Annotated in this window: 25 protein-coding genes; 16 read left to right on the top strand and 9 right to left on the bottom strand. The window is 40.1% G+C overall.

The genetic code is table 11. The annotated features are described in order from the left end of the window. Window positions 1-105 precede the first annotated feature (105 nt). Complete coding sequence (locus AC33VI_RS21110) at window positions 106-735, top strand: exopolysaccharide biosynthesis protein (RefSeq protein ID WP_491784236.1); 630 nt, start codon at window positions 106-108, stop codon at window positions 733-735. 236 nt (window positions 736-971) lie between these two features. Here AC33VI_RS21110 and AC33VI_RS21105 read toward each other — a convergent pair whose 3' ends face one another. Next, the gene (locus tag AC33VI_RS21105) at window positions 972-1,571 is read right to left on the bottom strand and encodes an ATP-dependent Clp protease proteolytic subunit (RefSeq protein ID WP_491784235.1); all 600 of its coding nucleotides are present in this window, start codon (window positions 1,569-1,571) and stop codon (window positions 972-974) included. A 29-nt stretch (window positions 1,572-1,600) separates the two neighbouring features. Further along, window positions 1,601-2,293, bottom strand: a complete 693-nt coding sequence (locus tag AC33VI_RS21100; RefSeq protein ID WP_491784234.1) for an ATP-dependent Clp protease proteolytic subunit — start codon at window positions 2,291-2,293, stop codon at window positions 1,601-1,603. A 216-nt stretch (window positions 2,294-2,509) separates the two neighbouring features. On the opposite strand from AC33VI_RS21100, the gene mgsA reads away from it, so the two are divergent. The 3 genes from mgsA (at window position 2,510) to AC33VI_RS21085 (ending at window position 6,523) form a co-directional block, all read left to right on the top strand. Further along, window positions 2,510-3,784 (top strand): methylglyoxal synthase, encoded by a 1,275-nt coding sequence (mgsA, locus tag AC33VI_RS21095; RefSeq protein WP_491784233.1) that lies wholly within the window; start codon window positions 2,510-2,512, stop codon window positions 3,782-3,784. Between the two features lie 22 nt (window positions 3,785-3,806). Then, the gene (locus tag AC33VI_RS21090; RefSeq protein WP_491784232.1) at window positions 3,807-4,745 is read left to right on the top strand and encodes a lysylphosphatidylglycerol synthase transmembrane domain-containing protein; all 939 of its coding nucleotides are present in this window, start codon (window positions 3,807-3,809) and stop codon (window positions 4,743-4,745) included. Between the two features lie 176 nt (window positions 4,746-4,921). Continuing rightward, window positions 4,922-6,523, top strand: coding sequence for a serine/threonine-protein kinase (locus AC33VI_RS21085; RefSeq protein WP_491784231.1), 1,602 nt, complete (start codon window positions 4,922-4,924; stop codon window positions 6,521-6,523). A gap of 109 nt (window positions 6,524-6,632) precedes the next feature. Here the strand turns inward: AC33VI_RS21085 and AC33VI_RS21080 are convergent, their stop codons facing one another. Then, a complete protein-coding gene (locus AC33VI_RS21080; RefSeq protein ID WP_491784230.1) occupies window positions 6,633-7,817 on the bottom strand; it encodes an NAD(P)H-quinone oxidoreductase subunit H in 1,185 nt (394 codons plus the stop codon). A gap of 215 nt (window positions 7,818-8,032) precedes the next feature. Between AC33VI_RS21080 and AC33VI_RS21075 the strand changes: the two genes are divergently transcribed. Beyond that, window positions 8,033-9,346 carry a bifunctional folylpolyglutamate synthase/dihydrofolate synthase gene (locus AC33VI_RS21075; RefSeq protein ID WP_491784229.1) on the top strand — a complete coding sequence of 438 codons (1,314 nt, stop codon included), beginning with the start codon at window positions 8,033-8,035 and terminating at the stop codon, window positions 9,344-9,346. 25 nt (window positions 9,347-9,371) lie between these two features. Here AC33VI_RS21075 and AC33VI_RS21070 read toward each other — a convergent pair whose 3' ends face one another. Beyond that, complete coding sequence (locus AC33VI_RS21070; protein WP_491784228.1) at window positions 9,372-9,923, bottom strand: hypothetical protein; 552 nt, start codon at window positions 9,921-9,923, stop codon at window positions 9,372-9,374. A 182-nt stretch (window positions 9,924-10,105) separates the two neighbouring features. On the opposite strand from AC33VI_RS21070, the gene AC33VI_RS21065 reads away from it, so the two are divergent. From AC33VI_RS21065 to AC33VI_RS21055, 3 genes are all read left to right on the top strand, one after another. Then, window positions 10,106-10,639 (top strand): hypothetical protein, encoded by a 534-nt coding sequence (locus AC33VI_RS21065; protein ID WP_491784227.1) that lies wholly within the window; start codon window positions 10,106-10,108, stop codon window positions 10,637-10,639. A gap of 215 nt (window positions 10,640-10,854) precedes the next feature. After that, window positions 10,855-12,708, top strand: a complete 1,854-nt coding sequence (ilvB, locus tag AC33VI_RS21060; protein ID WP_491784226.1) for a biosynthetic-type acetolactate synthase large subunit — start codon at window positions 10,855-10,857, stop codon at window positions 12,706-12,708. A 496-nt stretch (window positions 12,709-13,204) separates the two neighbouring features. Beyond that, window positions 13,205-13,735: a late competence development ComFB family protein gene (locus AC33VI_RS21055; RefSeq protein WP_491784225.1), complete on the top strand. Its 531-nt coding sequence runs from the start codon at window positions 13,205-13,207 to the stop codon at window positions 13,733-13,735. 93 nt (window positions 13,736-13,828) lie between these two features. Here AC33VI_RS21055 and AC33VI_RS21050 read toward each other — a convergent pair whose 3' ends face one another. From AC33VI_RS21050 to ispF, 3 genes are all read right to left on the bottom strand, one after another. Next, window positions 13,829-16,858 carry a peptidase domain-containing ABC transporter gene (locus tag AC33VI_RS21050; protein WP_491784248.1) on the bottom strand — a complete coding sequence of 1,010 codons (3,030 nt, stop codon included), beginning with the start codon at window positions 16,856-16,858 and terminating at the stop codon, window positions 13,829-13,831. A gap of 17 nt (window positions 16,859-16,875) precedes the next feature. Beyond that, window positions 16,876-17,613 carry a peptidylprolyl isomerase gene (locus AC33VI_RS21045; RefSeq protein WP_491784224.1) on the bottom strand — a complete coding sequence of 246 codons (738 nt, stop codon included), beginning with the start codon at window positions 17,611-17,613 and terminating at the stop codon, window positions 16,876-16,878. 232 nt (window positions 17,614-17,845) lie between these two features. Further along, window positions 17,846-18,325 (bottom strand): 2-C-methyl-D-erythritol 2,4-cyclodiphosphate synthase, encoded by a 480-nt coding sequence (gene ispF, locus AC33VI_RS21040; RefSeq protein WP_491784223.1) that lies wholly within the window; start codon window positions 18,323-18,325, stop codon window positions 17,846-17,848. Between the two features lie 60 nt (window positions 18,326-18,385). Here ispF and AC33VI_RS21035 point away from each other — a divergent pair, with 60 nt between their 5' ends. The 8 genes from AC33VI_RS21035 (at window position 18,386) to AC33VI_RS21000 (ending at window position 22,959) form a co-directional block, all read left to right on the top strand. Further along, complete coding sequence (locus tag AC33VI_RS21035) at window positions 18,386-18,787, top strand: hypothetical protein (RefSeq protein ID WP_491784222.1); 402 nt, start codon at window positions 18,386-18,388, stop codon at window positions 18,785-18,787. 238 nt (window positions 18,788-19,025) lie between these two features. Beyond that, window positions 19,026-19,592 carry a DUF2808 domain-containing protein gene (locus AC33VI_RS21030; protein WP_491784221.1) on the top strand — a complete coding sequence of 189 codons (567 nt, stop codon included), beginning with the start codon at window positions 19,026-19,028 and terminating at the stop codon, window positions 19,590-19,592. A gap of 126 nt (window positions 19,593-19,718) precedes the next feature. Then, a complete protein-coding gene (gene rpmH, locus AC33VI_RS21025; RefSeq protein WP_491784220.1) occupies window positions 19,719-19,856 on the top strand; it encodes a 50S ribosomal protein L34 in 138 nt (45 codons plus the stop codon). Window positions 19,857-19,861: 5 nt separating this feature from the next. Beyond that, entirely contained in the window at window positions 19,862-20,233 is a 372-nt protein-coding gene (gene rnpA, locus AC33VI_RS21020; RefSeq protein WP_491784219.1) for a ribonuclease P protein component, read from the top strand. Continuing rightward, a complete protein-coding gene (locus AC33VI_RS21015) occupies window positions 20,223-20,618 on the top strand; it encodes a PH domain-containing protein (protein ID WP_491784218.1) in 396 nt (131 codons plus the stop codon). Before rnpA ends, AC33VI_RS21015 begins: the two co-directional genes overlap by 11 nt. Before the next feature lie 114 nt (window positions 20,619-20,732). Further along, window positions 20,733-21,887 (top strand): membrane protein insertase YidC, encoded by a 1,155-nt coding sequence (gene yidC / locus AC33VI_RS21010; protein ID WP_491784217.1) that lies wholly within the window; start codon window positions 20,733-20,735, stop codon window positions 21,885-21,887. Between the two features lie 15 nt (window positions 21,888-21,902). Then, window positions 21,903-22,403, top strand: a complete 501-nt coding sequence (locus AC33VI_RS21005; protein WP_491784216.1) for a Jag family protein — start codon at window positions 21,903-21,905, stop codon at window positions 22,401-22,403. A 46-nt stretch (window positions 22,404-22,449) separates the two neighbouring features. After that, the gene (locus AC33VI_RS21000) at window positions 22,450-22,959 is read left to right on the top strand and encodes a YceD family protein (protein ID WP_491784215.1); all 510 of its coding nucleotides are present in this window, start codon (window positions 22,450-22,452) and stop codon (window positions 22,957-22,959) included. Window positions 22,960-22,980: 21 nt separating this feature from the next. Here the strand turns inward: AC33VI_RS21000 and AC33VI_RS20995 are convergent, their stop codons facing one another. Together AC33VI_RS20995 and lipA are read right to left on the bottom strand one after the other, a co-directional pair. After that, window positions 22,981-23,775, bottom strand: coding sequence for a PhzF family phenazine biosynthesis protein (locus tag AC33VI_RS20995; RefSeq protein WP_491784214.1), 795 nt, complete (start codon window positions 23,773-23,775; stop codon window positions 22,981-22,983). 91 nt (window positions 23,776-23,866) lie between these two features. Beyond that, complete coding sequence (gene lipA / locus AC33VI_RS20990; RefSeq protein WP_491784213.1) at window positions 23,867-24,742, bottom strand: lipoyl synthase; 876 nt, start codon at window positions 24,740-24,742, stop codon at window positions 23,867-23,869. Window positions 24,743-25,002 lie beyond the last annotated feature (260 nt).

The following is a 25,002-nucleotide window of genomic DNA, read 5'->3' as shown; positions in this document are numbered from 1 at the left end:
AACCAATAATTGTTCAATGTTAAATGAAAAGGTGGGCATTTGCCCGCCTTTTACTTTATTTTGGTTTATTACAATATCTACTATTATTTTTCTAGATTTTAAAAAATGGCTAAACTTTCGGTCGAATTAAATCGTTATTTTTTTGAAGAAGCAAGAGACGAGAAAGTAACCCTATCCGATATTTTAACTTTAACTGGAGAACGAGTATTTGGCTTTTTATTGGTAATTTTATCTTTACCTTCTGCTTTACCGATTCCAGCCCCTGGATACTCTGTTCCTTTCGGGATTGCCATGTTTTTCTTAGCAATTCAGCTAGTTGTCGGACGCGATCGCCCTTGGTTGCCCAATAAGATCTTACAAGGCTCAATGAAGCTAGAAACAGTACAAAAATTCATTAAAATGGGGACTCCTTGGATTGAGAAAATCGAGAATGTTACCAAACCCCGCATAGCTTATCTTTGTACCAGCATTCCAGGTAAAATCATGCTGGGTTGTGCGATCGCTTTAATGTCAGTTTCAATGATGATTCCCATTCCAGGAACAAATACCTTACCCGCGATCGGTATTTTTGTCACTGCTTTTGGTTTGTTGGAAGATGACGGCTTGATTTGTATCGCAGGATTGTTTATTTGCTCCCTTGGACTAGCATTGACCACATCTATTTTAGTTTTTGGTGCAGTGGCAGTAGAAAAGTTTATCGATTTAATTAAAGATTACATTGCTAATTTATTTTAGAAAAAGTATTTGATCTGAGTTCGGGTTAAGCTACCGACTATGGATCTAGTATTAGTTATTAGTTAGGGACGTTTCATGAAACGTCCGTACTAGTTATTAGTTAAAGCTTCTCTACATTACAAGCAGCGATTAAAACCCTTCGGGCGGGTGGGAAATAAGAGTCCCAGACACCAGCATTTCCACCCGCTAAAGACCAAAGAGCAACTCAACTAACTAATTGAGCAAGATCGCTAAAATTATTCTTTGTCTTCAATTACTTTGTCGATCAAACCATATTCCATGGCTTCATAAGCAGACATAAAATAATCGCGATCGGTATCTTTCATAATTTTTTCGATCAACTGTCCTGTATTATCCGCCATCATTTGATTGAGTTGATCGCGAATACGTAAGATTTCTCTCGCTTCAATATCAATATCAGTCGCTTGTCTGCGTCCTTGAACTCCCCCTAAAGGTTGGTGAATCATGATACGGGAGTGAGGTAACGCCAAACGCTTGCCTTTTGTACCGCCACAAAGCAAAAATGCACCCATAGAAGCAGCTAAACCAACGCAGATGGTAACCACTTCTGATTTGAGATGGCGCATTGTGTCATAAATTGCCAAACCAGCAGTTACCGAACCGCCAGGAGAATTGATATAAAGGTAGATAGGCTTACCTGGATCTTCAGAATCCAAGTAAAGCATGATGGCAATAATTTGATTTGCCAAACCGTCGTTAACGCCTCTTCCCAGGAAGATAATGCGCTCGCGATACAAACGGTCGTAAATACTAATCCAGTCGCTGTATTGCTGACCTGGAAGTTGATAGGGAACTTTGGGGATACCAATAGGCATAATAATTATTCGATCTTAAACTTATTTTTTTACGTCAGAGTAGAAACAGGAGTAGGTAAATCTTGAGTACTTTCGAGGACTTTGTCGATCAAACCATATTCCTTGGCTTCTTGAGGAGTCATGTAGAACATACGATCGGTATCTTTTTCTAGTTTTTCGATCGCTTGACCTGTATTTTTACTAAAAATATCCAAGATTGCCCGTTTGTTCTCGATTACTTCTTTAGCGCGAATCTGAATATCAGTCGCTTGACCCCGCGCGCCACTACGAGCTTGATGGAGAATTATGGTAGCGTTAGGCAAACTAGCACGATAACCTTTTTCTCCCGCAGAGAGAATCATTGCCGCAGTACCCATTGCTTGACCGATACAAATCGTATGTACGGGAGGCTTAATATAGGATATAGTATCGCAAATAGCAAAGGCTTCCGTCTCGAAACCAATGGAGTCTCCACCATACCACGAAGTACCAGTAGAGTTGATATACATGGTAATGGGCTTATCTGGGTCGTCAAATTGAAGAAATAACAATTGTGCCACAATTAATTCCGTGACATCTACCCCAAGCTGATTTTTATATTCATCCGATGAAACCAGAGGAAGTCCCAAATATACAATGCGTTCTTTTAAAAGTAGAGAAGGTAAATCTGGGGGGGGAGTACGGTAATTACCGCCACCGCCTCCTCTATAGGGTGCTTGTACTGCCTTAATAGGTGAATCCATAATGTTCTTAAGTTAATTTACCTCTTACGTTATATTGTTATCTGAATCGCGCAAATTGGTAGAAAAACAATTAGTAAGCTTTAATTATTGCTTTTATGCCAAGGTTAGTAAAATGATTTTAACGCATCTATAACCTTCGATCTTCGCTGGTTTCGATCTCTAAACCGTACCAAAACCGAACCTCTATTATTTTTCCTGTTTTCTTTCATCTAAACTATGGCTAGAACGATCGCCCTGATTGCCCACGACGATAAAAAAGACCAGATGGTAAATTTTGCCATTCGTCACGAACCTCTGCTGTCTCGCTATCATCTAATCGCTACAGGGACGACAGGAAAACTAATTCAAGAAGCCACAAACTTAAAAATTGACAGGATGGCATCGGGACCTCTAGGAGGAGACGCTCAAATTGCTGCCAAAGTCGTGGAAGGGGAAATTCTTGCAGTCATTTTTCTAATCGATCCTCTCAACGCCCAACCCCACGAACCAGATATTCAAGCTTTACTAAGGATTTGCAACGTTCATTTAGTACCCTTGGCGACTAATTTGGGAACGGCAGAAGCGATCGCCAAAAGTTTCGCCCAAAGCATAGTAGCTCATTTGATTTTTAATCCCGTATCGGGCAATGGTAACGGGCAACAAGATCTTGACTTTATCAAACAAATGCTCGAACCTCACCTACATTTAGAAGTTCATTTAACCAGTCCCGATATCGATCCTCAAGAATTAGCATTACAAGCGATCGCGAGTGAGGCAGATTTGATTATTGCATCGGGGGGAGATGGGACAGTTTCGGCGGTAGCAGGGGCGTTAGTCAATACCGATATTCCTTTGGGTATTATTCCTCGTGGAACTGCCAATGCTTTTGGTATGGCTTTGGGTATTGTTCAGCAAATTAGCCCAATACGGAGGGCTTGCGAAATTATTTTGGCAGGGAAAATTAGAACAGTAGATACCGCTAAGTGTAATGACTTGCCCTTAATCTTGTTAGCAGGAGTTGGTTATGAGGCAGAAACTATCGAAAAAGCCGATCGCGAGGCGAAAAATCGTTGGGGTTCGTTGGCTTATATTATGGCGGGTTGGCGACAGCTAGACGAACAGCAATTGTTCGAGGCAGAAGTAGAAATTGATGGCGTTGTTAAAACCTTTGAAGCAGGGGCAATTACCGTCGCTAATGCTGCCCCTCCCACCTCGGTGTTAGCACAGGGAATTGGGGAAGTGGTTGCCGATGACGGCTTATTGGATATTACGATCGCTACAGTTGATAATAAACTGCAAGCAGTGACTACTCTTTTTAGTATGTTGGGTGCTGCTTTGATCAAAACTAGTGCGGAATTGGATAATATCGTTCACGTGCGATCGCGCAGAGTAAAAATCTCTGCTACTCCTTCTCAAAAGGTGGTTCTGGATGGAGAAATTATTGGTAATACCCCTTTAGCAATCGAATGTTTGCCTCAAAGTTTGAAAGTGTTTGCCCCCATCAATGAATAAAATTATCTTTATCAATTAAACTATGAAACAAATTCTGGCTCGAATCAAACCTTATTTAAGATGGTTTATTTGGGGAGGAATAGTCTTTTTCTTAATCAAAACTATTAAAGATCGTTTTGGAGAAATAACTACTATAGCGATCGACCGCCAAAGTTGGCTAATGCTGGTAATGGCTTTGCTAATTACGATCTGCGCTCATATTTGGTCTGGTTTGATTTGGACGACGATTTTAAAATTATTCGAGCAACCTTTAGGTGTCCAAGAAGGTATTCGTGTATATTTAACAACCAACATTGCTAAATATACTCCTGGTAATATTTGGCATTTTTACGGCAGAATTTTGGCGGTCTCTCGGGTAGGAGGATCGAAAGGCGCAGCAATTCTCAGCGTTTTACTAGAACCTCTATTAATGGCTGTCGCAGCACTTTTAGTAGGCACGATCTCCAGTAGTTTAGGATGGCTAGAAACAAATTTTAATCCCTCGATTGTTGCCCTACAATTACTCAGTTTAATTGGGATATTAATTGGCATCCATCCCCGCATTCTCAATCCTCTACTACAACGTCTATCTCGCAGTAAAAGTAAAAAAACAGGCGATGCGATCGCAACTCAAACTATTACTTTAAAAAAATATCCTTTAATACCTTTTCTGGGAGAAATTGGTTTCGTTATCTTGCGAGGTTGCGGATTTTTGTGGGTATTTCTAGCATTACAAACTGTTAACTTAGAACAAATACCTCAATTAATTGGTACTTTTAGTTTTGCCTGGTTATTGGGTTTGATTGTACCAGGTGCGCCAGGAGGACTAGGAGTCTTTGAAGTCACTGCCTACAGTTTACTTGATGACTCCTTATTTCCAGCAGAAATAACCGCAGTAGCTCTATATCGTTTAATTAGTATTTTAGCTGAAGCGATCGCAGCTTTAGCCAGTTTTAGAAGAATAAAGGATCGAGAAAAATAATGTTGTCAATTTAACTAATATTACGTAGTCTCTCCCAACTGATTTTAAAAAATTTAGGATATGCTGGGGAGGAAATAGCCAGAAACTAGTATTCTTATACTTTTAACTTCGCTATTGCTAGGAGTAATTACTCCTAGAAAACATATTTGTCAGACAGAGCTTCATAGGTATTTTGAATGAGCTATTGCCTAAATCCATCCTGTCCTAAACCAGTCAATCATCCCAAGTCAAAATTGTGTAAAGCTTGCGGATCGAAACTGCTATTACACGGTCGCTATCATTTAGTAAAAGGTCTTGGTAAAGGTGGTTTCGGAGCTACTTTTCTGGCAGCCGATCTTGCTTTACCTGGCAAGCCATTATGTGTAATCAAACAGTTGCGTCCCAACACAGACAATCCTAACTTTTTGTCGATGGCAAGAGAATTGTTTGAAAGAGAAGCCAAAACTTTAGGCAGAGTTGGCAATCATCCCCAAATTCCCAGATTGCTAGATTATTTTGAAGATCGAGAGCAATTTTATCTGATTCAAGAATTTGTTAAAGGTAACAATCTACAACAGGAAGTCAAAAAACAAGGGGTTTTAAACGAAGCAAAAGCCAGACAAGTACTGCAAGAAGTTTTGGTCATTTTAAGAGATATTCACCTTCAAAAAGTAATTCACCGAGATATCAAACCCGCTAATATTATTCGTCGAGAAATTGATGACAAATTAGTTTTAATTGACTTTGGTGTAGTCAAAAATCAAGTTAATTCTGTCGGTGCGGGTGGTTCAAATCAAACAGCGTTTACCGCATTTGCTGTAGGTACTCCTGGTTTTGCCCCTCCCGAACAATTAGCCATGCGCCCTGTCTATGCTAGCGATGTATATGCTTTGGGAGTTACGATTATGTATTTGATGACTGGTAAAGCTCCCAAAAATATGGATTGCGATCCGATTACAGGAGAAATTGACTGGTTTAAATACGCTAAAGTTAGCGATGGTTTTGCAGAAATACTGACGAATATGCTGGAGGTAGCGGTAAAAAATCGCTATAAAACTGCGGAAGAAGCACTCCAAGCTCTCGATATAGAAAGTCATGTCGATAGTTTGTCTGAAAGTATGCTCAGTTTTCCTAGTAATACAGAAATATCTAACTCTTCAATTTATAGTAGAGACAGTCGTAGCAGTCGAGGAATGAGAGGTTCTGTAGGAGGTTCTCGTCGTAATGCAGCTTCTAATACTAGAGTTTCCCGCAACTCTAGAAATTCTCCCAATACTAGAGTCTCTCGGACTTCCAGAACCACCAGCACCAGAAGCGGTCATGGCTCTACTTCTGTTTCTCGAAATTCTCAAACTCCTGTTAAACCCATAAAAGCTTCAGCCGAAGATATTTTAAGAGCATATAGTGCTGGCAGAAAAGATTTTGGGCTGAGAGACATTAGTATGCAAGACTTGCAAAAGGTAGATTTATCTGAATCGAAATTTCATAACTCTAAATTAGTCAAAACTAATTTGCAGAATGCAGATCTGAGTAATAGCAATTTCACTAAGTGCGATATGCGTCAAGCTATGCTGCGTAACGCCAATCTGAGCAGATCGTTTTTTAAATCTTGCAATCTTGAAGGTATCGATTTGCGCGGTACCAACTTAAATAACTCTAATTTCAAAAATACCAAGCTTAAAGGTGCTAATTTGTGTGGTGCTAATTTAAGAGACAGCAATCTAAGCAAAGAACAAATAGAACAAGTAAAAACTAACTGGATGACTGTAATGCCCAGCGGTAAAAGAGGATTTTGGTAAATTTATTAGGATTAATTCAAGAGAATCTATGTTTTTTAGTGACAAAAAAAGGACGAATTGATTCGCCCTATAATGTATATTCGATTCTTAATTAAATGAAGAATAAATTCTAACGATCTACCGAACCCATAATAATATCGATACTACCCAGAATAGGCATAATATCTGCTAACTTAACTCCTTTGAGCAATTCTGGTAAGATTTGTAAGTTGTTAAAGTCAGGAGCGCGAATTTTCCAACGCCAGGGAAAAACATTATCATTACCAACGATAAAGATGCCCAATTCACCTTTACCACTTTCCATACGGACGTAATGTTCGCCTTCAGGAATTTTAAAAGTAGGCGCGACTTTTTTCGCTACATATTGATATTCAAAATCATTCCATTTTGATTTGCGTCCTTCAGCCATTCTTCGAGCTTCTAAATTCTCATAAGCACCCCCAGGAATACCTTTAAGGGCTTGACGAATAATCTTGATCGATTCGCGCATTTCGCGAATTCTGACTAAATAGCGAGCAAAGCAATCCCCTGCCGTTTCCCATTGAACGTCCCAATCAAAATCATCGTAACATTCATAATGGTCTACTTTACGCAGATCCCATTTAACCCCAGAAGCTCTTAACATCGGGCCTGAAAGACCCCAATTAATAGCGCGATCGCGAGTAATTGTACCTACTCCTTCAACGCGACGGCGGAAAATAGGATTGTTGGTAATCAATTTTTCATATTCATCGATTTTAGGATCGAAGTAGTCGCAAAAATCTTCGCATTTATCAATCCAGCCATAGGGTAAATCTACCGATACTCCCCCAATACGAAAATAATTATTATTAACCATGCGCTGACCAGTGGCAGCTTCCCAAAGGTCGTAAATTAGTTCTCGCTCGCGGAAAATATAGAAAAAGGGAGTTTGCGCGCCCACATCAGCCATAAATGGCCCTAGCCACAATAAATGGTTGGCAATGCGGTTTAATTCCAGCATTATTACCCTAATATATTGGGCGCGCTTGGGTACTTCAATCCCAGCTAGTTTTTCGGGGGCGTTAACTGTAATTGCTTCGTTAAACATACCCGCAGCATAGTCCCAACGACTAACATAAGGAACGTACATTACACTGGTACGGTTTTCAGCAATCTTCTCCATTCCTCGATGAAGATAGCCAATTACAGGCTCACAATCGATTACGTCTTCCCCATCAAGAGTTACAATGAGGCGCAGTACGCCGTGCATTGAGGGATGATGGGGTCCCATGTTCAAAACCATGGGTTCGGTTCTAGTTTCTATCTGTGCCATAAATCAGCAATATCTCTTTTATATTAAGCAAGCTATATATTTTTTCCGCTATTAACGTATATCTTATCTAGTTTCCCGTCAGGATAGGAATCTATTTACTGTGCAAATAATTTTATCTAAGGTTTATCAAAAATTTAATATTTATTAAAGATTGTTGCAACACTTTGGATTATGATTGAACTTATCTAAGGCAAGAGCAAAATAAACTCGGAATTATGGTGGCAGGCGATAATCAGATCGGTTCTCTTTTACAACCTTTTCAACGTTTTGGTGTCAATCTTGGTTTGAAAAGAATCGAACAATTGCTAGCGGATTTGGGCAATCCTCAAGACAAAATCCCCATTATTCATGTTGCGGGATCGAATGGCAAGGGTTCTGTATGTGCTTATTTGTCTTCTATTTTGACAGAAGCAGGCTATCGAGTCGGACGATATACTTCTCCTCATTTGGTAGATTGGACGGAAAGAATTCATCTTAACGAAAGAGCGATACCATCATCGGAATTAGCCGAGATTTTACAAGACATTCAACAGGCAATCGATCCTCAAAAGGAAAGCCCAACTCAGTTTGAAGTAATCACTGCTGCTGCTTGGCTTTATTTTGCACGCTCTCAAGTGGATATTGCCGTTATGGAAGTAGGCTTAGGAGGCAGGCTGGATGCTACCAACGTTACCGAACGCAGTCTTGTTAGTGTGATTACCTCTCTCAGCTTAGAACACTGGCAGCGTTTGGGTCCTACCTTAGCAGATATTGCGAGAGAAAAAGCAGGAGTCTTAAAAGCAAACTGTCCCGCAGTAGTAGGCAAGCTTCCTCTAGAAGCTAAAGATGTAGTTGAAGCAAAAGCAGAAGAATTAAATTGTCCTGTAACTTGGGTCAAACCCGCCCGTAGAATTGAAATACCAGGTAGAAATGATGCCAACTGGGCAAAATATCAAGATATTCAATATCCCTTACCTTTACATGGAGAAATTCAATTAAGTAATTCTGCTTTAGCGATCGCGACAGTTAAAATTTTACAACAGCAAGGTTGGGATATTCCCGAATTGGCAATTCAGACGGGAATGAATAAAACTCGTTGGTTGGGTAGATTGCAGTGGGCAACTTGGCAAGGACGTTCGATTTTAATTGATGGGGCGCACAATCCCGCAGCAGCAAAAGCTTTACGGCAATATGTTGATACTTTTAATCAGCCAGTCGTCTGGGTGATGGGAATGCTGTCTACCAAAGATCGCGAAGATATTTTTGAAGCTCTCCTCAAACCTAAAGACGAATTGCATTTAGTGCCCGTACCAGACCATAGTAGTGCCAAACCTGAAGAATTAGCAGCAGTGGCTCGGCAGGTATGTCCTAAATTAAGCGATTGCTTGACTTATGCTGATATTTTTGGGGCTTTAGATGAAGCGATCGCCAGAACTGAAGAGTCTCCAACGGACAAATTGGTGGTTTTATGCGGCTCTTTATATTTGATCGGCTATTTATTCCAGAATTCAGCTATCTATAACGATCGGGAATTGATTCCCGCAGGATAAGTAACCGCGAGCATCACATATTTTTTTAAAATGGAGATGTCGAGTCGTTGAGATAGGATGGCTCGGTAAAGTTGTCCTCGGAAGTAGGGGTTTCTAAAAAGTCATCGTCATCTAGGGGACGTATTAAACTATTGTTGCTACTGTGATCGAGACTTTGATTAGTAGAAGAGGTATTGTTATAGTCGGGAAATGAATTGGTCAAACCTTCTCGATTCAAACCATTGCTCTCGATCCTAGAATCAAAACTATCTATAGGGCGATCTATACTAGTAGAATTAAAGTTATCTCCAGAATCGATGACGCGGGGAGGATTGGAATAAGTACCAATAGGTATACCTCCAGTAGAATTAGAATCTATGCCTACCCTACCCTCTTGGGAGCGGGGTACTGGTACGATTAAACTATTAGTTTCTCGTTCTTGCTGTTCTGCCAGACTATTTTTATTAGCAATGTCCGATGATTCTGGGTTAGATTCGACAATCTCGTTTTTGTAGAAAGAATAGCCAATACCCACTGCACCAAAAAATACCGATATTAAAATGCTTATTCCTATAGCTACTGATAAATTCTGTTTCACAACGGTTATTAATTAGAAAAACTTTAAATTATTTAGTTATTCTGGTAATTCTTGAAGCCTTCATTTTTTTAGCCTAGTCAGCAATAGTAAAATAAACGATTATTGTTAGCGTTTCATCAATACATGACCGTTTGATTATTCTTAGCTAGCGATCGGCTTGCTTCCATTTCCAAGGTTCAAAAGTGTCTCAATCAAATTTAGTCATCTGTCCTGGGATTCATTCTCCACAATTAACCGCAAGTTTTATTAGCAGTATTAGTAAAGATTTTCCAGAAAAAAACTATTCGATCTTACCAACTGAAAAATATCCACCCTACAATCCGATCGCCATCGATCGCTGGCTGAAAACTCATTATCCGTCGCCCAAAAATGCCCCTCCACTCTCTTTTATAGCTTTCAGTGCGGGTGTTGTAGGAAGTATTGGCACGGCGATCGCTTGGCAGTTACAAGGGGGAGAAATAGACTTGTTTATTGCTTTTGATGGTTGGGGAATGCCTTTAGTTGGCAACTTTCCAATTTATCGTATTAGTCACGATTATTTTACCCACTGGAGTTCGAGGCTTTTAGGAGGTGGCAAAAATGGTTTTTATGCCGATCCTGCCCTAAAACATTTGGAACTATGGCAATTTCCCCATACTTGTAGTGGATGGCGATTGTCCGATAATAATTTGAAAATTTATTGTTCTCTCAAAGAATATTTGAATTCTCTGATGTAGTTTTTCTTCTTAATATACTGTTCGACAAGTCTACTAAATAGTTACTCTGAATTTTATTTAAATAAATATACTTCTTTAAACTGCCAAACATCTCGACAGAAATAAAAAAATATTTTATATTAAAAAGCTTAACAGTAAAAAATGCTATAGTTTTTGTTGCATATTAGACAGCAAATTCTACAATAAGTATTAAGTAAGTTAAGCGGATAGCAAGCGTGGTATCTACAAGTATTCCTAAAGGCTCACAATCTACTCAAATTCCCGAACGTCGTACTGGTGCATTTGCTTTAATGGACAGTTTGCGTCGTCATGGTGTCAAACACATTTTTGGCTACCCTGGAGGGGCAATATTGCCGATTTATGACGAACTATATCGTGCAGAAGCCAGAGGAGAAGTTAAGCACATTTTGGTTCGTCACGAACAAGCTGCGTCTCATGCAGCAGACGGTTATGCTCGGGCAACAGGAGAGGTCGGGGTATGTTTTGCAACTTCGGGGCCAGGAGCTACCAATCTGGTTACGGGTATCGCTACGGCTCAATTAGATTCAATTCCGATGGTTGCTATCACGGGACAAGTAGCTCGCGCTGCTATTGGTACTGACGCTTTCCAAGAGACAGACATTTTTGGGATTACCCTGCCGATTGTTAAAAATTCTTATGTAGTGCGTCACGCCAAAGACATGGCAAGAATTGTTGCCGAGGCGTTTCATCTTGCCTGTACTGGTCGTCCCGGTCCTGTTTTAATTGATGTTCCTAAAGACGTAGGCTATGAAGAATTCGACTACATTCCTGTAGAGCCAGGACACATAAATCTGCAGGGCTACAAGCCCACCGTTAAAGGCAATCCTCGTCAAATTGATGCTGCTCTTAAATTAATTCAAAATGCCGAAAAACCTTTAATGTATGTTGGAGGTGGCGCAGTAACTTCAGGGGCGCACTCTCAAATCGAAGAATTAGCCGAACGATTTCAGATTCCCGTAACTACCACTTTGATGGGATTGGGTTCTTTTGACGAACATCATCCCCTTTCTGTCGGTATGCTAGGAATGCACGGTACGGCTTATGCTAATTTTGCAGTTAGCGAGTGCGATCTTTTGATTGCAGTCGGGGCGAGATTTGACGATCGCGTCACGGGCAAACTAGATGAATTTGCTTCTCGGGCTAAAGTGATTCACATTGATATCGATCCTGCGGAAGTAGGTAAAAATCGTGTTCCCGAAGTACCTATCGTAGGAGATGTGCGCCATGTCCTAGAACGTATGCTGAGTAGGGCTAAAGATGTCCATGTTGATTGTGGCGATCGTCGCACTCAAGCTTGGTTGGATAAAATTAACCACTGGCGAACCGAATATCCCTTAGTCGTTCCTTATCCCGAAGAAGGTATTTCCCCTCAAGAAGTGATTGTCGAGCTTAACAACCAAGCTCCTCAAGCTTTTTACACTACCGATGTGGGTCAACATCAAATGTGGGCAGCACAATTTCTTAAAAATGGCCCTCGTCGTTGGATTTCTAGCGCGGGTTTGGGTACTATGGGCTATGGTTTGCCCGCAGCTATGGGAGTTAAGGTAGCAGTTCCAGAGGAAGAAACTATTTGTATTAGTGGTGATGCTAGTTTCCAAATGAACCCCCAAGAATTGGGTACTCTTTCCCAATTTGGGATTAATGTCAAAACGGTAATTATCAATAATGGCTGGCAAGGTATGGTACGTCAGTGGCAACAGAGTTTCTTTGGAGAAAGATATTCTGCTTCTAACATGGAAGTGGGCGCGCCCGATTTCAAAATGCTGGCGGAAGCTTATGGGGTCAAAGGAATGATTATTAGCGATCGCTCTGAATTAGCCTCTGCAATTACGGAAATGCTGGCATATGATGGCCCTGTATTGCTGGAAGTTAAAGTAACTAAGAATGAAAATTGCTATCCAATGATTGCTCCTGGTAAAAGTAATTCTCAAATGTTGGGTTTGCCTCAAAAAGAACAACCCACTGCGGAATTTATTAACTGTACTGAATGCGGTACGACTAACCCTACAGCTAATAAATTCTGTCCAGAATGTGGTAGTAAGTTATAAGTTTTTTATTGATGAATATTTCTGTTATGGCTGGTAAGGGTTTGAAGATCTAAAGCAAGAAAAGTTAAAACATATGACTAATTGTTCTTAATTACCAATCTAGCTAACGTGAGTTTTGGATAAGCAAGAGACAAGTCGATAAGCTGAAATTAACCAAAAACACAGCACAAGCTTGTCTCATGATTATTTTAGTTAAGTTAATTGTTTTTTCATGAATGATTTAGGACTGCTAGATTGATCGCTTTACTTTGTCTTTATGTTGTTAAGCAAAACTCATGTTAACTAAATTAGTATTTTTACTAGGTACAAATTTAAGTTTTTAATTAAGAGATTTACATCTCAAGATAAATAACATAAAAATTCAGTAAATTTTCGATATTTCAAAGTTTTTACTCCTAGGCAATTACGATTATTTATGTATATATAGAAAGAGTAAGATTTTAGATTCTTATGCTTATCTTTGCTCGGAGATAATTATTCAACCAGCATCAGTATAATGAAAATTAATAAAGCAGAAAACGATTATATCAATCGTAATGTCATGGAAATTTTGGTTTCCGACGAAATAGAAAGACAAATTAAGCGTCTCCCAAGTAATATAAAAAAATTCATTAATCCACTAGAAGTAGCAACTTACGCTCTTAATAGATTGCCCGCTTTATATGCTTCTTCCCAACAAGGTTTTAACAAGCAAAAAGTTAGAGGTCGTTCTGAATATAGCGTGCAAATTACCCAACAAGTTCGCAAGGGATTTGCCGCAGTTCAAAAAGATCTTTTACGTTGTTCCGTTCCCCTAACTGCTGAAGATCGACAAGAACAAGAACGAGAGTTTAAAGAGGCAAAGGCTGCTTTACAAGAATTAGCTGATTATTTACCTAAAAAAGACCTCAACTGGAAACATATAGTACGCCTAGTTAAACCTTTATTAGAAGAAATGAAAGAAGAAAACGCAGCAAAAGCCAACGCACGAAAAGTTCGCTCTCGTTCTACTACAAACTGGGAAGATTCTATTCACAAGAAATTTTAGAATCTACGGATGATTTTAAGATCTATTTTTGATAAAAACAACTAGGGAGCGATCGCATGATCGCTCCCTTTAAAGAATTTTCTATATTTAGATTTACACTGAAGATTCTTGTTGTTGATAAAGATAACAATAACGTCCTTTCAACGCCATCAATTCTTCGTGAGTACCTCGTTCGACAATCGAACCAGAATCCATCATCACGATCGTATCGGCATTTTTAATCGTACCCAAACGGTGAGTGATAAAGAATACAGTACGTCCTTTAAGAGCTTCTTTTAAGTTGCGGGATACTTCTTGCTCGGTAGCAAAATCTAAAGCACTGGTTGCCTCATCTAGTACCATCATCGCGGGAGATTGCAAAATAGTACGAGCGATCGCAATCCGCTGTCTTTGCCCCCCAGAAAGTGCCGAACCCCTTTCTCCAACTCTGGTATTGTAACCATTGGGTAGAGTCATAATAAAATCGTGAGCGGCAGCAATTTGAGCGGCAGCAATGATTTCTTCCGTAGTAGCATCGGGATTGGTTAGGGCAATATTATCTAAGATCGTCCCTTCAAACAAAAGGGTTTCTTGGGGAACTACCCCAATTTGACGGCGCAAGGAATACAATTCAACGCGGTTAATATCGTAACCATCGATTAGAATTCTACCCCCTTCTGGTTCGTAAAGGCGAGATAAAAGTTTAGTCATAGTACTCTTACCCGCACCACTTTCACCGACAATAGCAACGAAAGTACCAGGGGCAAATTCTGTAGTGACATTTTTGAGTTGTAAAGGACCAGAAGTTTTAAAACGGAAAGAAAGGTTATCATATTTAACTTTACCTTTAATCGCTGGCATGGGAATGTTGTTGCGATCGGCTTCTCCTTCTTCTGGATTATCGACAATATCAGCCAAACGTTCTAGAGATAAAGCGGTTTCTTGGAAATTTTGCCATAAAGTCGCCAAGCGCATAATGGGAGAGGTAACGTAACCTGCAATAATTCTGAAGGCGATTAACTGACCCAAGGTTAGTTTGCCGTCCAAAACCAAATAAGCGCCCATTCCGATCAAAATTACTCGCGAAAGCTTGTTTAAGAAGTCACTAGCAGATTTAGCTAGAGTGGAGGTGATAACAGTTTTAAAGCCAGTGGAAATATAGCGGGCATAACGTTCCTGCCACTTCCAGCGCGATCGCAATTCGATATTTTGTGCTTTAACCGTCTGAATACCAGTCAAAACCTCTACTAAATAGGATTGAGTTTCTGCATTGCGTTCTGCTTTTACCCGCAACTGTCGGCGAATAGTTGGCGAGAAGATTAACGTCAAGGCGATAAAGATAGGAATAATTGCCAAGGATACCGCAGTCAGCAAGGGACTGTAAAGGAACATCACCACAATGTAGATGACGGAGAAAATACAGTCTAGAACTACCGTTAAAGCCGTTCCCGTTAAAAACTGTCTGATTCTCTCTAGTTCGTTAACCCTAGTAGAAATTTCTCCTACTGGTCGTTTTTCAAAGTAGCGTAAAGGTAACCTCAGTAAGTGATCGATAATCTCCGAACCCAAGGACAAATCAATTCTATTGGTGGTATCTACAAATAAATATGTCCGCAGGGTGGTCAGCAACGCCTCGAAAATATTGATAATAACTAAGAAAAAGACCAAATACCCCAAAGTACTGGGACTGTTTTGGCTAATTACCTTATCAATAATCACCTGAATCATTAACGGATTAGCTAATTGGAATAGCTGCACGAAGAAAGAAGCAATAAATACTTCGATTAACACCCGCTTGTATTTTTTTAGGGAAGGTAAGAACCAATTTAAACCAAATCTTTCTTGAGGAGTATCTTTGGTTTTCTTGAGTAATAAGACTTCTCCTCCTTCACCCCAGGTTTCAATAAAGTCTTCGGGTTTATAGCGACGTACGCCAATTTCAGGAACGGCAATTACCAACTCAGTTTCGGTAAGCTCGTAAATCAACGCCAAACCATCTTGCCAGGTTACCAAACAAGGTCCTTCAAGACGAGTAATTGCTTCGGCAGGAATATTAATTAGTTGGGGATTTAATCCCATCAATTCCGAAACCGCACCGCACAAAGGTAGGGATAGACTAGAAGTTCGCTCCAGTTGTTCTTTTAAGACTCGTTTGATTACCTCTTTACGGAAAGGCATGCCAAAATATTTACTCAACATCTGGAAGCAAGCGACTCCAGAATCTAGAGTGGTTTTGCCTGGAACAAAAGGATATTCTTTTTTCTCTGGGGCGATTGGTTCTTCATCCCCCTGGAATGTGTACCCTTCTCCTAGTCCTTCTGCATCATCAAAATCAGTTTCATCCAGATCTAAACTGGGAACGATCGCTTCAAACTCCGATAAGGGTTCGTCAATAAAAGTACTTTCTTCCGTACCTTCAAACCAATGAACCCTAGGAATAGAGATCAATCGAGCGGGACGATCGCCTTTTACAGTTATAGTTTGACGATCTCTAGTCAACTCTAGACGGCTGCCAATAGGAAATTCTTCGATCGCGCCACCACCGCTCACTAACCAGACCAAATTAGGATCTATCAGAGGTCGAGCAACTTCAGAAGTTAATTCGTGTTCTCCTGGGGGTAAATAATAGGCTTCGGCATACTCAGTTATCTGATTGGCTAAATCCGTTAGTTCCCAATCCCCTTGAGCTTGTTTTTCTAATTGGATGCCCAACAGGTCAAATATTTCTACTTTAGCTGGCTTGAGTTTATATTGAGCAGCTAGTTGGGGATGTTGCTCGATTAAAGACATAAAATCTTCATTATCGAGAGCCAAACAAACTACTTCTGTACTTGCCATCGCCGTTTCACAAGGCACGCCTCTCGCTAAATTCACCCAACCAATAATCTGCCCTGGTTTGAGTTTGTCCAGAGTGGTAGGCATTTTGGTACGAGGATCGTAACCCAGCAACCTGACTTCTCCTTCAGAAATAATTGCCACTTGACCCTGCATTTTCTCCCGCATGATCATTACTTTACCTACCCCAAATCTTAAGGGTTTTAATTTGGGGGCAATCTCGGCGATCGCTTGGGGGTCTAGTTGGTTGAATTGTGGAACAAGAGAGAGAAATTGTTCGACAATTTTGGTGGTGTTGGTATTGGTCATAAATCGAGTAGAGCTAACTAAGTAACGGGACTGTTGAGATAGGATACTTTTTGCTTGGTTGCTTGGTTGAGCCATTCGCGGAACAGTTCGTCTAACATCCTTTGTCGCATTGGTTCGTCGAGTTTGGCAGAGATATAATTTTCCAATCTGACAATAACGATCCATTCTCCAACTCGCGTTGGCGGAATGAGTTGACCTGGTTGGCAAGTAGTTAGTATCTGAGCGATTTTAGGATGAGGGGCATTGATCTCTACAGGGCCAATCAAACCACCTGTTTGGGCTTCCGTACCCTGAGAATATTCCATTGCTAAAGCACTAAAAGTATTTTCATCGTCTTTAATGCGAAAATATAATTCTTGGGCTACCTCTGGTTTCTCGACTCGAATTAAAGAATAGACAATCCGATCTAGCTGGGCTTTTCGCTTAATAAAATGGGCATCTACGCGATCGCTCCAGGTAGCTTCTTTATATTTATCAAGTCTCAATCTCTTCGTAATTAAATTTTGTAACTGCTTGCGATCTAGACCTTGTTTATTCAGCCATTCTTCAACTTCTTCTTCTGAGGACAGCTTATTTTGCTGACAAAATTGGCTGTAGGTCGTCTTGTTTTCTTCTTCGGTGCATTCAACCTCAGCAATGACTTTATCAATCAGAATTTCTTGAGCTAGCTTTGGTAGCATCTGATACTGAGTCAAGAGAGGAACTAAGTCCTCCGCAGTATATACTTGGTTGTCTACTTCTAAAATTACACTCATATTTTTTGAGCTAGACTAATAATTATGTGAATATACAAAGATAGTTACAATTAATTTTTTGTTATGACAATCCAATAAAACTTTATTTAGTAACTTGGGCTTGAATTCTAATAAAATGTTGCTCTATCTATACACCTAGTCTTGATTTTTGCTATCTTAACTTAACTTACTTTGGCTGGAATGACACATCAGTTGTAGCTATTTATTAATCTTTGCTAATAGCACGCTCGAATTAATCTCGAACTAACAAAACTACAGCATAAGCACAAATACCTTCTTCTCTACCTGTAGGACCTAATTTTTCATTGGTAGTAGCCTTAATACTTATTTGCTCTAGATCGATATTTAATACTTGAGCGATCGCATTGCGCATAGATTTGAGATGGGGTTTCATTTTCGGCTGTTCTGCCACTATAGTTGAATCGATATTGCCGATTTTCCAGCCTTGAGCTTTAATTATTGCTGCCACTTGTTCCATCAGCATCATACTATTCGCCCCTTTCCATTGGGGGTCGCTAGGGGGAAAATAATGTCCGATGTCTCCCAATGCCAATGCCCCCAAAAGAGCATCCATAATTGCATGGGTTAGAACATCAGCATCGCTATGTCCCAATAGTCCCAGAGTATGAGGAATTTCTACGCCACCCAAAATTAACGGTCTACCTGCTACTAATTTGTGAATATCATAGCCATTGCCAATACGAATGTTCATTGTTTGAATGAATTATCCTAGATTAGTTGTGTATTTATTTAGTGTTGGAGTGTACAAAATATGCTGAATCGTCTTCGCAATTTATTGAAACCAGCAATTGCTACTGGCATTGCTACTGCTTGTATTTCAACAATTGGGGCAGCCCCAGCCTCCAGTCAAATTTTACCTGAAGTTTGGGCGACTATTGGTTCTGTAGACGACCTGGTCAGTTATGGTGCTGGATTTAGATTTGCAGGTACTGCTTTAGAAGTAGGTACTGGAGAAGAAGGGGCAACAGGGGCAGATTTTCTCACCTTTGTTCCCCTACCCATTGTTTCTCCTTATTTGGGACTTGGTTACTATACAGGAGATGAAAGCATTGCCTATTCTGGGGGAGTTCACGTTAATGCAGGAAAAATAGTTGTGGGTGGTGGATATCACTCTGTTAGAGGAGTTAATGGCATTCTTGGTTTTCAGTTTTAAATAACAATTGCTAGGAGCTAATCTCGATTAACTATTAGCTTCTAGCTTTTTGGCTGTGGATTAAATTTTGCCAGCTATAAAACTGGCACTTTTTAGTTTAGATTGCGTCCTAATATCTGGTATTTTTACTAAAGGTTATCAAGCGAGAGAATTAGATTTTATTTACAATCAAAATAGCTTATAAGCTTTCGCTTTATAGAATTTAGTAATAGTTTAATTTTTTCACTACTAATATCTTATGTTTATTAATAAATCTTTTTGGCAACCACTGTTAGCCTCAGTTACTTTAGCCAGTTGCACTGCTATGGGAATTCATAATTTGGCTGTAGCCCAAGGCAACCCAGGATTAATTATTTTTGGCGATCGCGATATCGATCCCTTAAATTACCGTCTGGATCGCGGGGGTGATGCGAAAGAAAGAGACCGCTATCGTTTGCGCATTCCTAAAAAGAAATTGCAAAATGGTGCGATTAGATTTGTGATTGCTTATCCTGATTATTTTGATGGGGAATTCGATCTGGAAAAGAACAAAGAGGGAGATGGTTATAAAAACATTTCAGTCAGACCCAATGGCGAAAAAGATGAAGCTTTGAAATTGAAAAATGTCATTTGGGATCGGGAAAATCGCTTTTTACAAATAGATTTGGCAGAACCTCTGACTAAGCCCAAAAAATTAGAAATTGTTTTATCTAACACGAAAAATCCAGAAATGGGTACTTATTATTTACGCGCTCAAGTCACTCCCGCGATCGACACTCCTCTGCCCGAAACAATCGGAGCATGGGTTGTAACTATTAATCCCTAATTTAATCGCTCAAAGGCTGCAAATTTTGCCTTTCGATCTTGCTTGGAACTATCTTCCACAGTAAAATTATAGATTGTGGCTTTTTGTCAAGCAATTTAGCTGAAAAATTTATAGAGGATAGAGTAAATGACTCAACGTACTTTGGGCGGAACTAACCGCAAACAAAAGAGAAAATCTGGATTTCGCGCTCGGATGCGTACTAGCAACGGCAAAAGAACCATTGCAGCCCGTCGCAAAAAAGGTCGCCATCGCCTTGCTGTTTAATTAATGTGGCATTGCCAAAAGCCCATAGGCTGCGAAAAAGACAAGATTACAGGGCTGTTTACGAGCGGGGTATCCGTTGTTACAGTCCTAATTTGACCTTAATTGCTCTCGATGAAAAACTAGACAAAGGAGCGCCATCACCAAAAGCTTCCGCATTTGGCGTTTCTATTAGCAAGAAAGTCAGTAAGAAAGCGGTAATTCGCAATCGGATAAAAAGACAAATTAAAGGGGCAATTAGAACTAAACTAAATGCTATTCCTTCTGGGTGGAAAGTAGTAATTATAGTCAAACCCAAAGCAATTAAATGCAAATACGAACATTTTTTGCGAGAATTAGAAGAGTTATTAAAAAAAGCAAAAATAATCAATGGGCATTAAGGAAGAGGTTTATTACGAAGGTGGTCCTCACGTCGGGGATTTAATATTTAACATATTATTAGCGTTTACAGTAATCTGTATCCCTTTAACAGTTGGCGCAATTGTTAGAGCTTTATGGCTGCGCTATCGCATTACCAATCGTCGTATTTCGGTAATCGGCGGTTGGAGAGGCACGCAGCGTACGGATATTATTTATTCTGAAGTAATTAAAGTTGTTAAAGTTCCTAGAGGTATAGGTCTGTGGGGGGATTTGGTAATTACCCTTAGAGACAAGAGCCGTTTAGAAATGCGCGCTGTACCTCAATTTAGAGATATTTCCGATTACATCTGTGAAAAAGCAGCAGATAAAACTGGTAGATCTCTCGAAGCAATTAAAGCTAACTAAATTTAGTTAAAACAGACTCAAAATACAGTTTAGATCGGTTTTCCCCCAAAGGCGATCGGCTAAACTGGACTGAAAATAAACAAGTTATCCCATAAAGGCTGGATAGATTAAAAAATGGATTTTGGTATCGGCTTTCTTTCCAATAACATCATGCTCCCGATCCTAGATTTTTTCTACGGATTGCTTCCGAGTTATGGTTTTGCAATTATCGCTCTGACGATTGTCATTCGTTTGGCGGTTGTTCCCCTCAGTGCGGGACAAATTCGCAATATGCGTAAAATGAAGATCGTTCAACCTTTGATGAAAGAACGACAAGAAGAGATCAAGCAAAAATATAAAAATGACCCAGAAAAGCAGCGAGAAGAGCAAACCAAACTCATGCAAGAATTTGGCAATCCTCTAGCAGGTTGCGCTCCATTACTTTTGCAGATGCCCATTCTTTTCGCCCTCTTCGCTACTTTGAGAGGATCGCCATTTACCAATACTCCCTATGACGTGAACGTTCAAATTTTGCCTAGAGAGCAAATTGAAAGAATCGATCCTCAGCCTTTTGCTACTAAGCCCAAAAATATTTACGTTGAAGACGGAGTTCACGAGAAAATTGCCGCTATGTTACCTGGTGGTAGCAAGCTAGCAGTAGGAGAAAAAGTTCGGGTTGAGTTACAAACTCCCGATGGTAAGTCTTTAAGTAAGCTAAATCAGGAATACTCCAATCACGATCTTCAACCTACCTTAGAAGTTACTAAGGGTTCTGAAAGAATTATTCTCAACGATGACGGTACGATTACAGCCCTAGAGCCTGGAGAAGCTACAATTCAAGTCACCGTACCTGGGATTGCTGCCAATACTGGATTTTTATTTATTGAAAAATTGGGTAGAGTTGGCGTTACCGATGAAAATGGCAATATCAACTTTGATATTTTAGGTATGGTCTTGCTATTTGGTATTGGTATTTATGTGAACCAACAGATGAGTGGCGCGCAACAAGGCGGTGCAGGAGGAGACCAACAACAAGCAGTTAATAAGATTACGCCTTTGTTATTTAGCGGAATGTTTTTATTCTTTCCCTTACCTGCGGGCGTATTGCTGTATATTGTGATTGCTAACTTCTTCCAAACTGGTCAAACTTGGTTTTTAATGCGAGAACCTCTGCCAGATAACTTACAGAAAATTTTAGACGAACAAGAAAAAGCAGAAGCAGTAGCTAAACGAGAAGCCTTGCCTTTCGAGCGCAAGCGTTCTAAAAAGAAAGAAAAAACTTCAGGTTAGTAACCCCCAACCATTGTGGACAGTCAACTTAGTTCGGGTAAAGAGTGGTTAGATCGGCTTTTAGCTTTAATGGATCTAACCGCGATCGCAAATACGGAAGGGTTTGAACGTCTAGATAGCGATTCAAACTCTAGCTGGTTAAATATAGATGGTAGCAATTTAACTCCAGAACAGAAAAAACAATTTATTGGTGAAAAAGGAGAAGGGATAGACGCTATTCAATATCTCGCCAACACCATTCTGAATTTGGATACCGATCCAGAAGTTCAGAGTTCTTTTGTCATTGAATTAGATGGTTATCGGGTTAGACGAAATCAAGAATTAACCGTTCTCACTCAAGAAGCAATAGATAAAGTGAAAGAGACTGGAGAAGAAGTCGAAATATCCGATCTATCTTCAGCTGAAAGAAAACAAATACACTCAATTGTGCAAGAAGTGGGTGGTATCAAAAGCGAAAGTCGCGGTCAAGAACCAGATCGACGACTAATCTTGCGATTAGAAGCAACCGAAACTTAGTTTTAACAACTATCGGCTATCAAACTAAATTGAAAGGGGATCGACAATGGAAGCAATATATATTCCTCATCTGCTCAAAGCACCAAAACGTAGAGCAGAAATTATAGTTCAAGATAATATCGCCGATCTCAATACCTTAACCCCCGTGAAAGGCAAAATTGCCGTACGTCATGGGGGAAATTTTTTGGAAGTGACCTCTCAAGTAGAGACAATTATTACTTTAACTTGCGATCGCTGTTTGCAACATTACAACCATCGTTTGTCAGTAGATACTTCAGAATTAATCTGGCTGGAATCAGAACTGGAAAATATTGCAGAACTTCCGACAGAAAGAGAAGTATCTCTAGAAGATTTAGCAGAAACTCTCCCTCCTAACGGACATTTTAATCCTGAAACTTGGTTATTCGAGCAGTTGTCCTTGGCTTTCCCTCTCAGAAAAGTCTGCGGTGAAGGCTGTCCTGGGGCGGCAGAAACCCCTGTTAAGGAAGAAAACACTATAGATAGTCGTTGGTCTTCTTTGGCAGCCCTTAAAGAGCAATTAAACGAAGAAAGGTAATCGGCAGTCAGCAATAGCCTATTATTGAAGTTCGCCTCGCATTACAGTTACAGCTTGACCTTGGAGTAATACGCGATCGCCACCGTCATAATTAACTTTGATTTCTCCGCCACGACTAGAAGCTTGGTAGGCAAAAAAACTATCTTGGTGCAGGCGATCGCGCCAATAGGGAGCGAGACAGCAATGAGCCGCACCCGTTACGGGATCTTCATCAATGCCTAATCCTGGGGCGAAAAACCGTGAAATAAAGTCGTAGGGGGAGTTTTCGGCAGCCAAACTGGTAACAATAACGTTGGCAACGGGTAATTGCTTGATTAAACTCAGATTGGGTTGTAGCTTTTCTACTGCTTGAGGAGAATTTAGCTCTACTAAATAGCCTAAAGAATTATAGGCAAAGGTTTTAATTCTCGCCCCCAGAGCATCTTGTAGTTTAGTAATGGGGGGAATATCTTGGGATCTATTGACCGGAAAGTCTAATTCTATCCAGTCATTGTGATATTTTGCCGTCAATAAACCACTTTTAGTTTGAAAATTAATTGCTTGACCCGTAGAAGCATAACCCTCAGCCCAAAGTACGTGGGCGGTGGCTAAAGTTGCATGACCACATAAAGGTACTTCTGTGGTGGGGGTAAACCAGCGTAAATTGTATTCCGCTCCTTGTTCGATCGCAAAAGCAGTTTCTGAAAGATTCATTTCTCTGGCTACTATTTGCATCCAACTATCTTCTCTGGCTGTTTCTAAGACGCACACAGCAGCAGGATTACCTTTGAAGGGAGTATTGGTAAAAGAATCAACTTGAATAATAGTTTGGTTCATTTAGATGGATCAATTTTCTTTTTATTTGCCTGATGAATCAACTCTGTTTCTGCTACTCCTCTGCTTCGGAAAGTGACAGAAGAGGACTAAGTTATTTTTGACGGGGATAAAGCTGCATTAAGGCTCTAACTTGTTCTGCATGATAAGAGCTACGAGTCAAAGGACTAGAAACTACTTGTAAAAATCCTATAGACTCGCTGTATTCTTGCCAACCCTTAAACTGTTCGGGGGTTACAAAATTATTCACGCCCAAATGTTTTTGAGAAGGTTGTAAATATTGTCCGATAGTTAGAATGTCACAATCGACATCGCGCAAACCTCGGATTACTTCTCTCACTTCTTCGTCAGTTTCTCCCAAACCTACCATGATGCCAGATTTAGTATACACCCAAGGAGCAATTTCCCTAGCCCGTTGTAAAAGTTCTAGGGAACGAGCATAATCTCCTTGAGGGCGCACCCTTTTGTATAGTCGGGGGATAGTTTCAGTATTATGATTCAAGACATCGGGTTGGGCATCTAAGATGATTTTCAATGCTTCCCAATTACCGCATAGATCGGGAATCAACAACTCAATCGTAGTTGTGGGAGAAACTTTCCGCACCTCTTCAATACAACGGACGAATTGAGACGCACCCTCATCGGGTAGATCGTCACGGTTTACTGAAGTAATTACGACGTGATTTAGTCTGAGACGTCGTACTGCCTCGGCTAGCTGTAATGGTTCTTCTGGGTCGAGAGCCTTGGGTTTCTTTTCAAAATCAATATCGCAGTAAGGACAAGCACGAGTACAAGCAGGACCCATAATCAGGAAAGTTGCAGTACCAGCATTAAAACATTCCCCAATATTTGGGCAAGAAGCTTCTTCACAAACTGTATTAAGAGATAAATCTCGCAATATCTCTTTTACGCTACCTACTCGTTCGATTTGTGGGGCTTTAACTCTAAGCCAATCTGGTTTTACTACCACTCTTTAAATTACTCCGACTGATTAAGTAAGATTTTTGATTATCAAGTTATTTTATCTTGTCTGGAAGCCTATGTACTAGATATTTACTAGCCAAAGTTAAATAACAATTGAGTAATATTTCTTAGTACAGATACCGTCTTAAAAGTCAACCAACTTGACAGTAATTAGGATCGAAAGGCTTGCCAGTTTTAATGACTCCGTAAGCAATATGGAGAAGCTTTCTCATAAGTGCGCCCAAAATTGCCATCGGATGTTTTCCT

Source organism: Waterburya sp., assembly GCF_058530065.1.
Note: the sequence above shows the minus strand (reverse complement) of the source record. Positions and strands in the feature narration are given on the sequence as shown.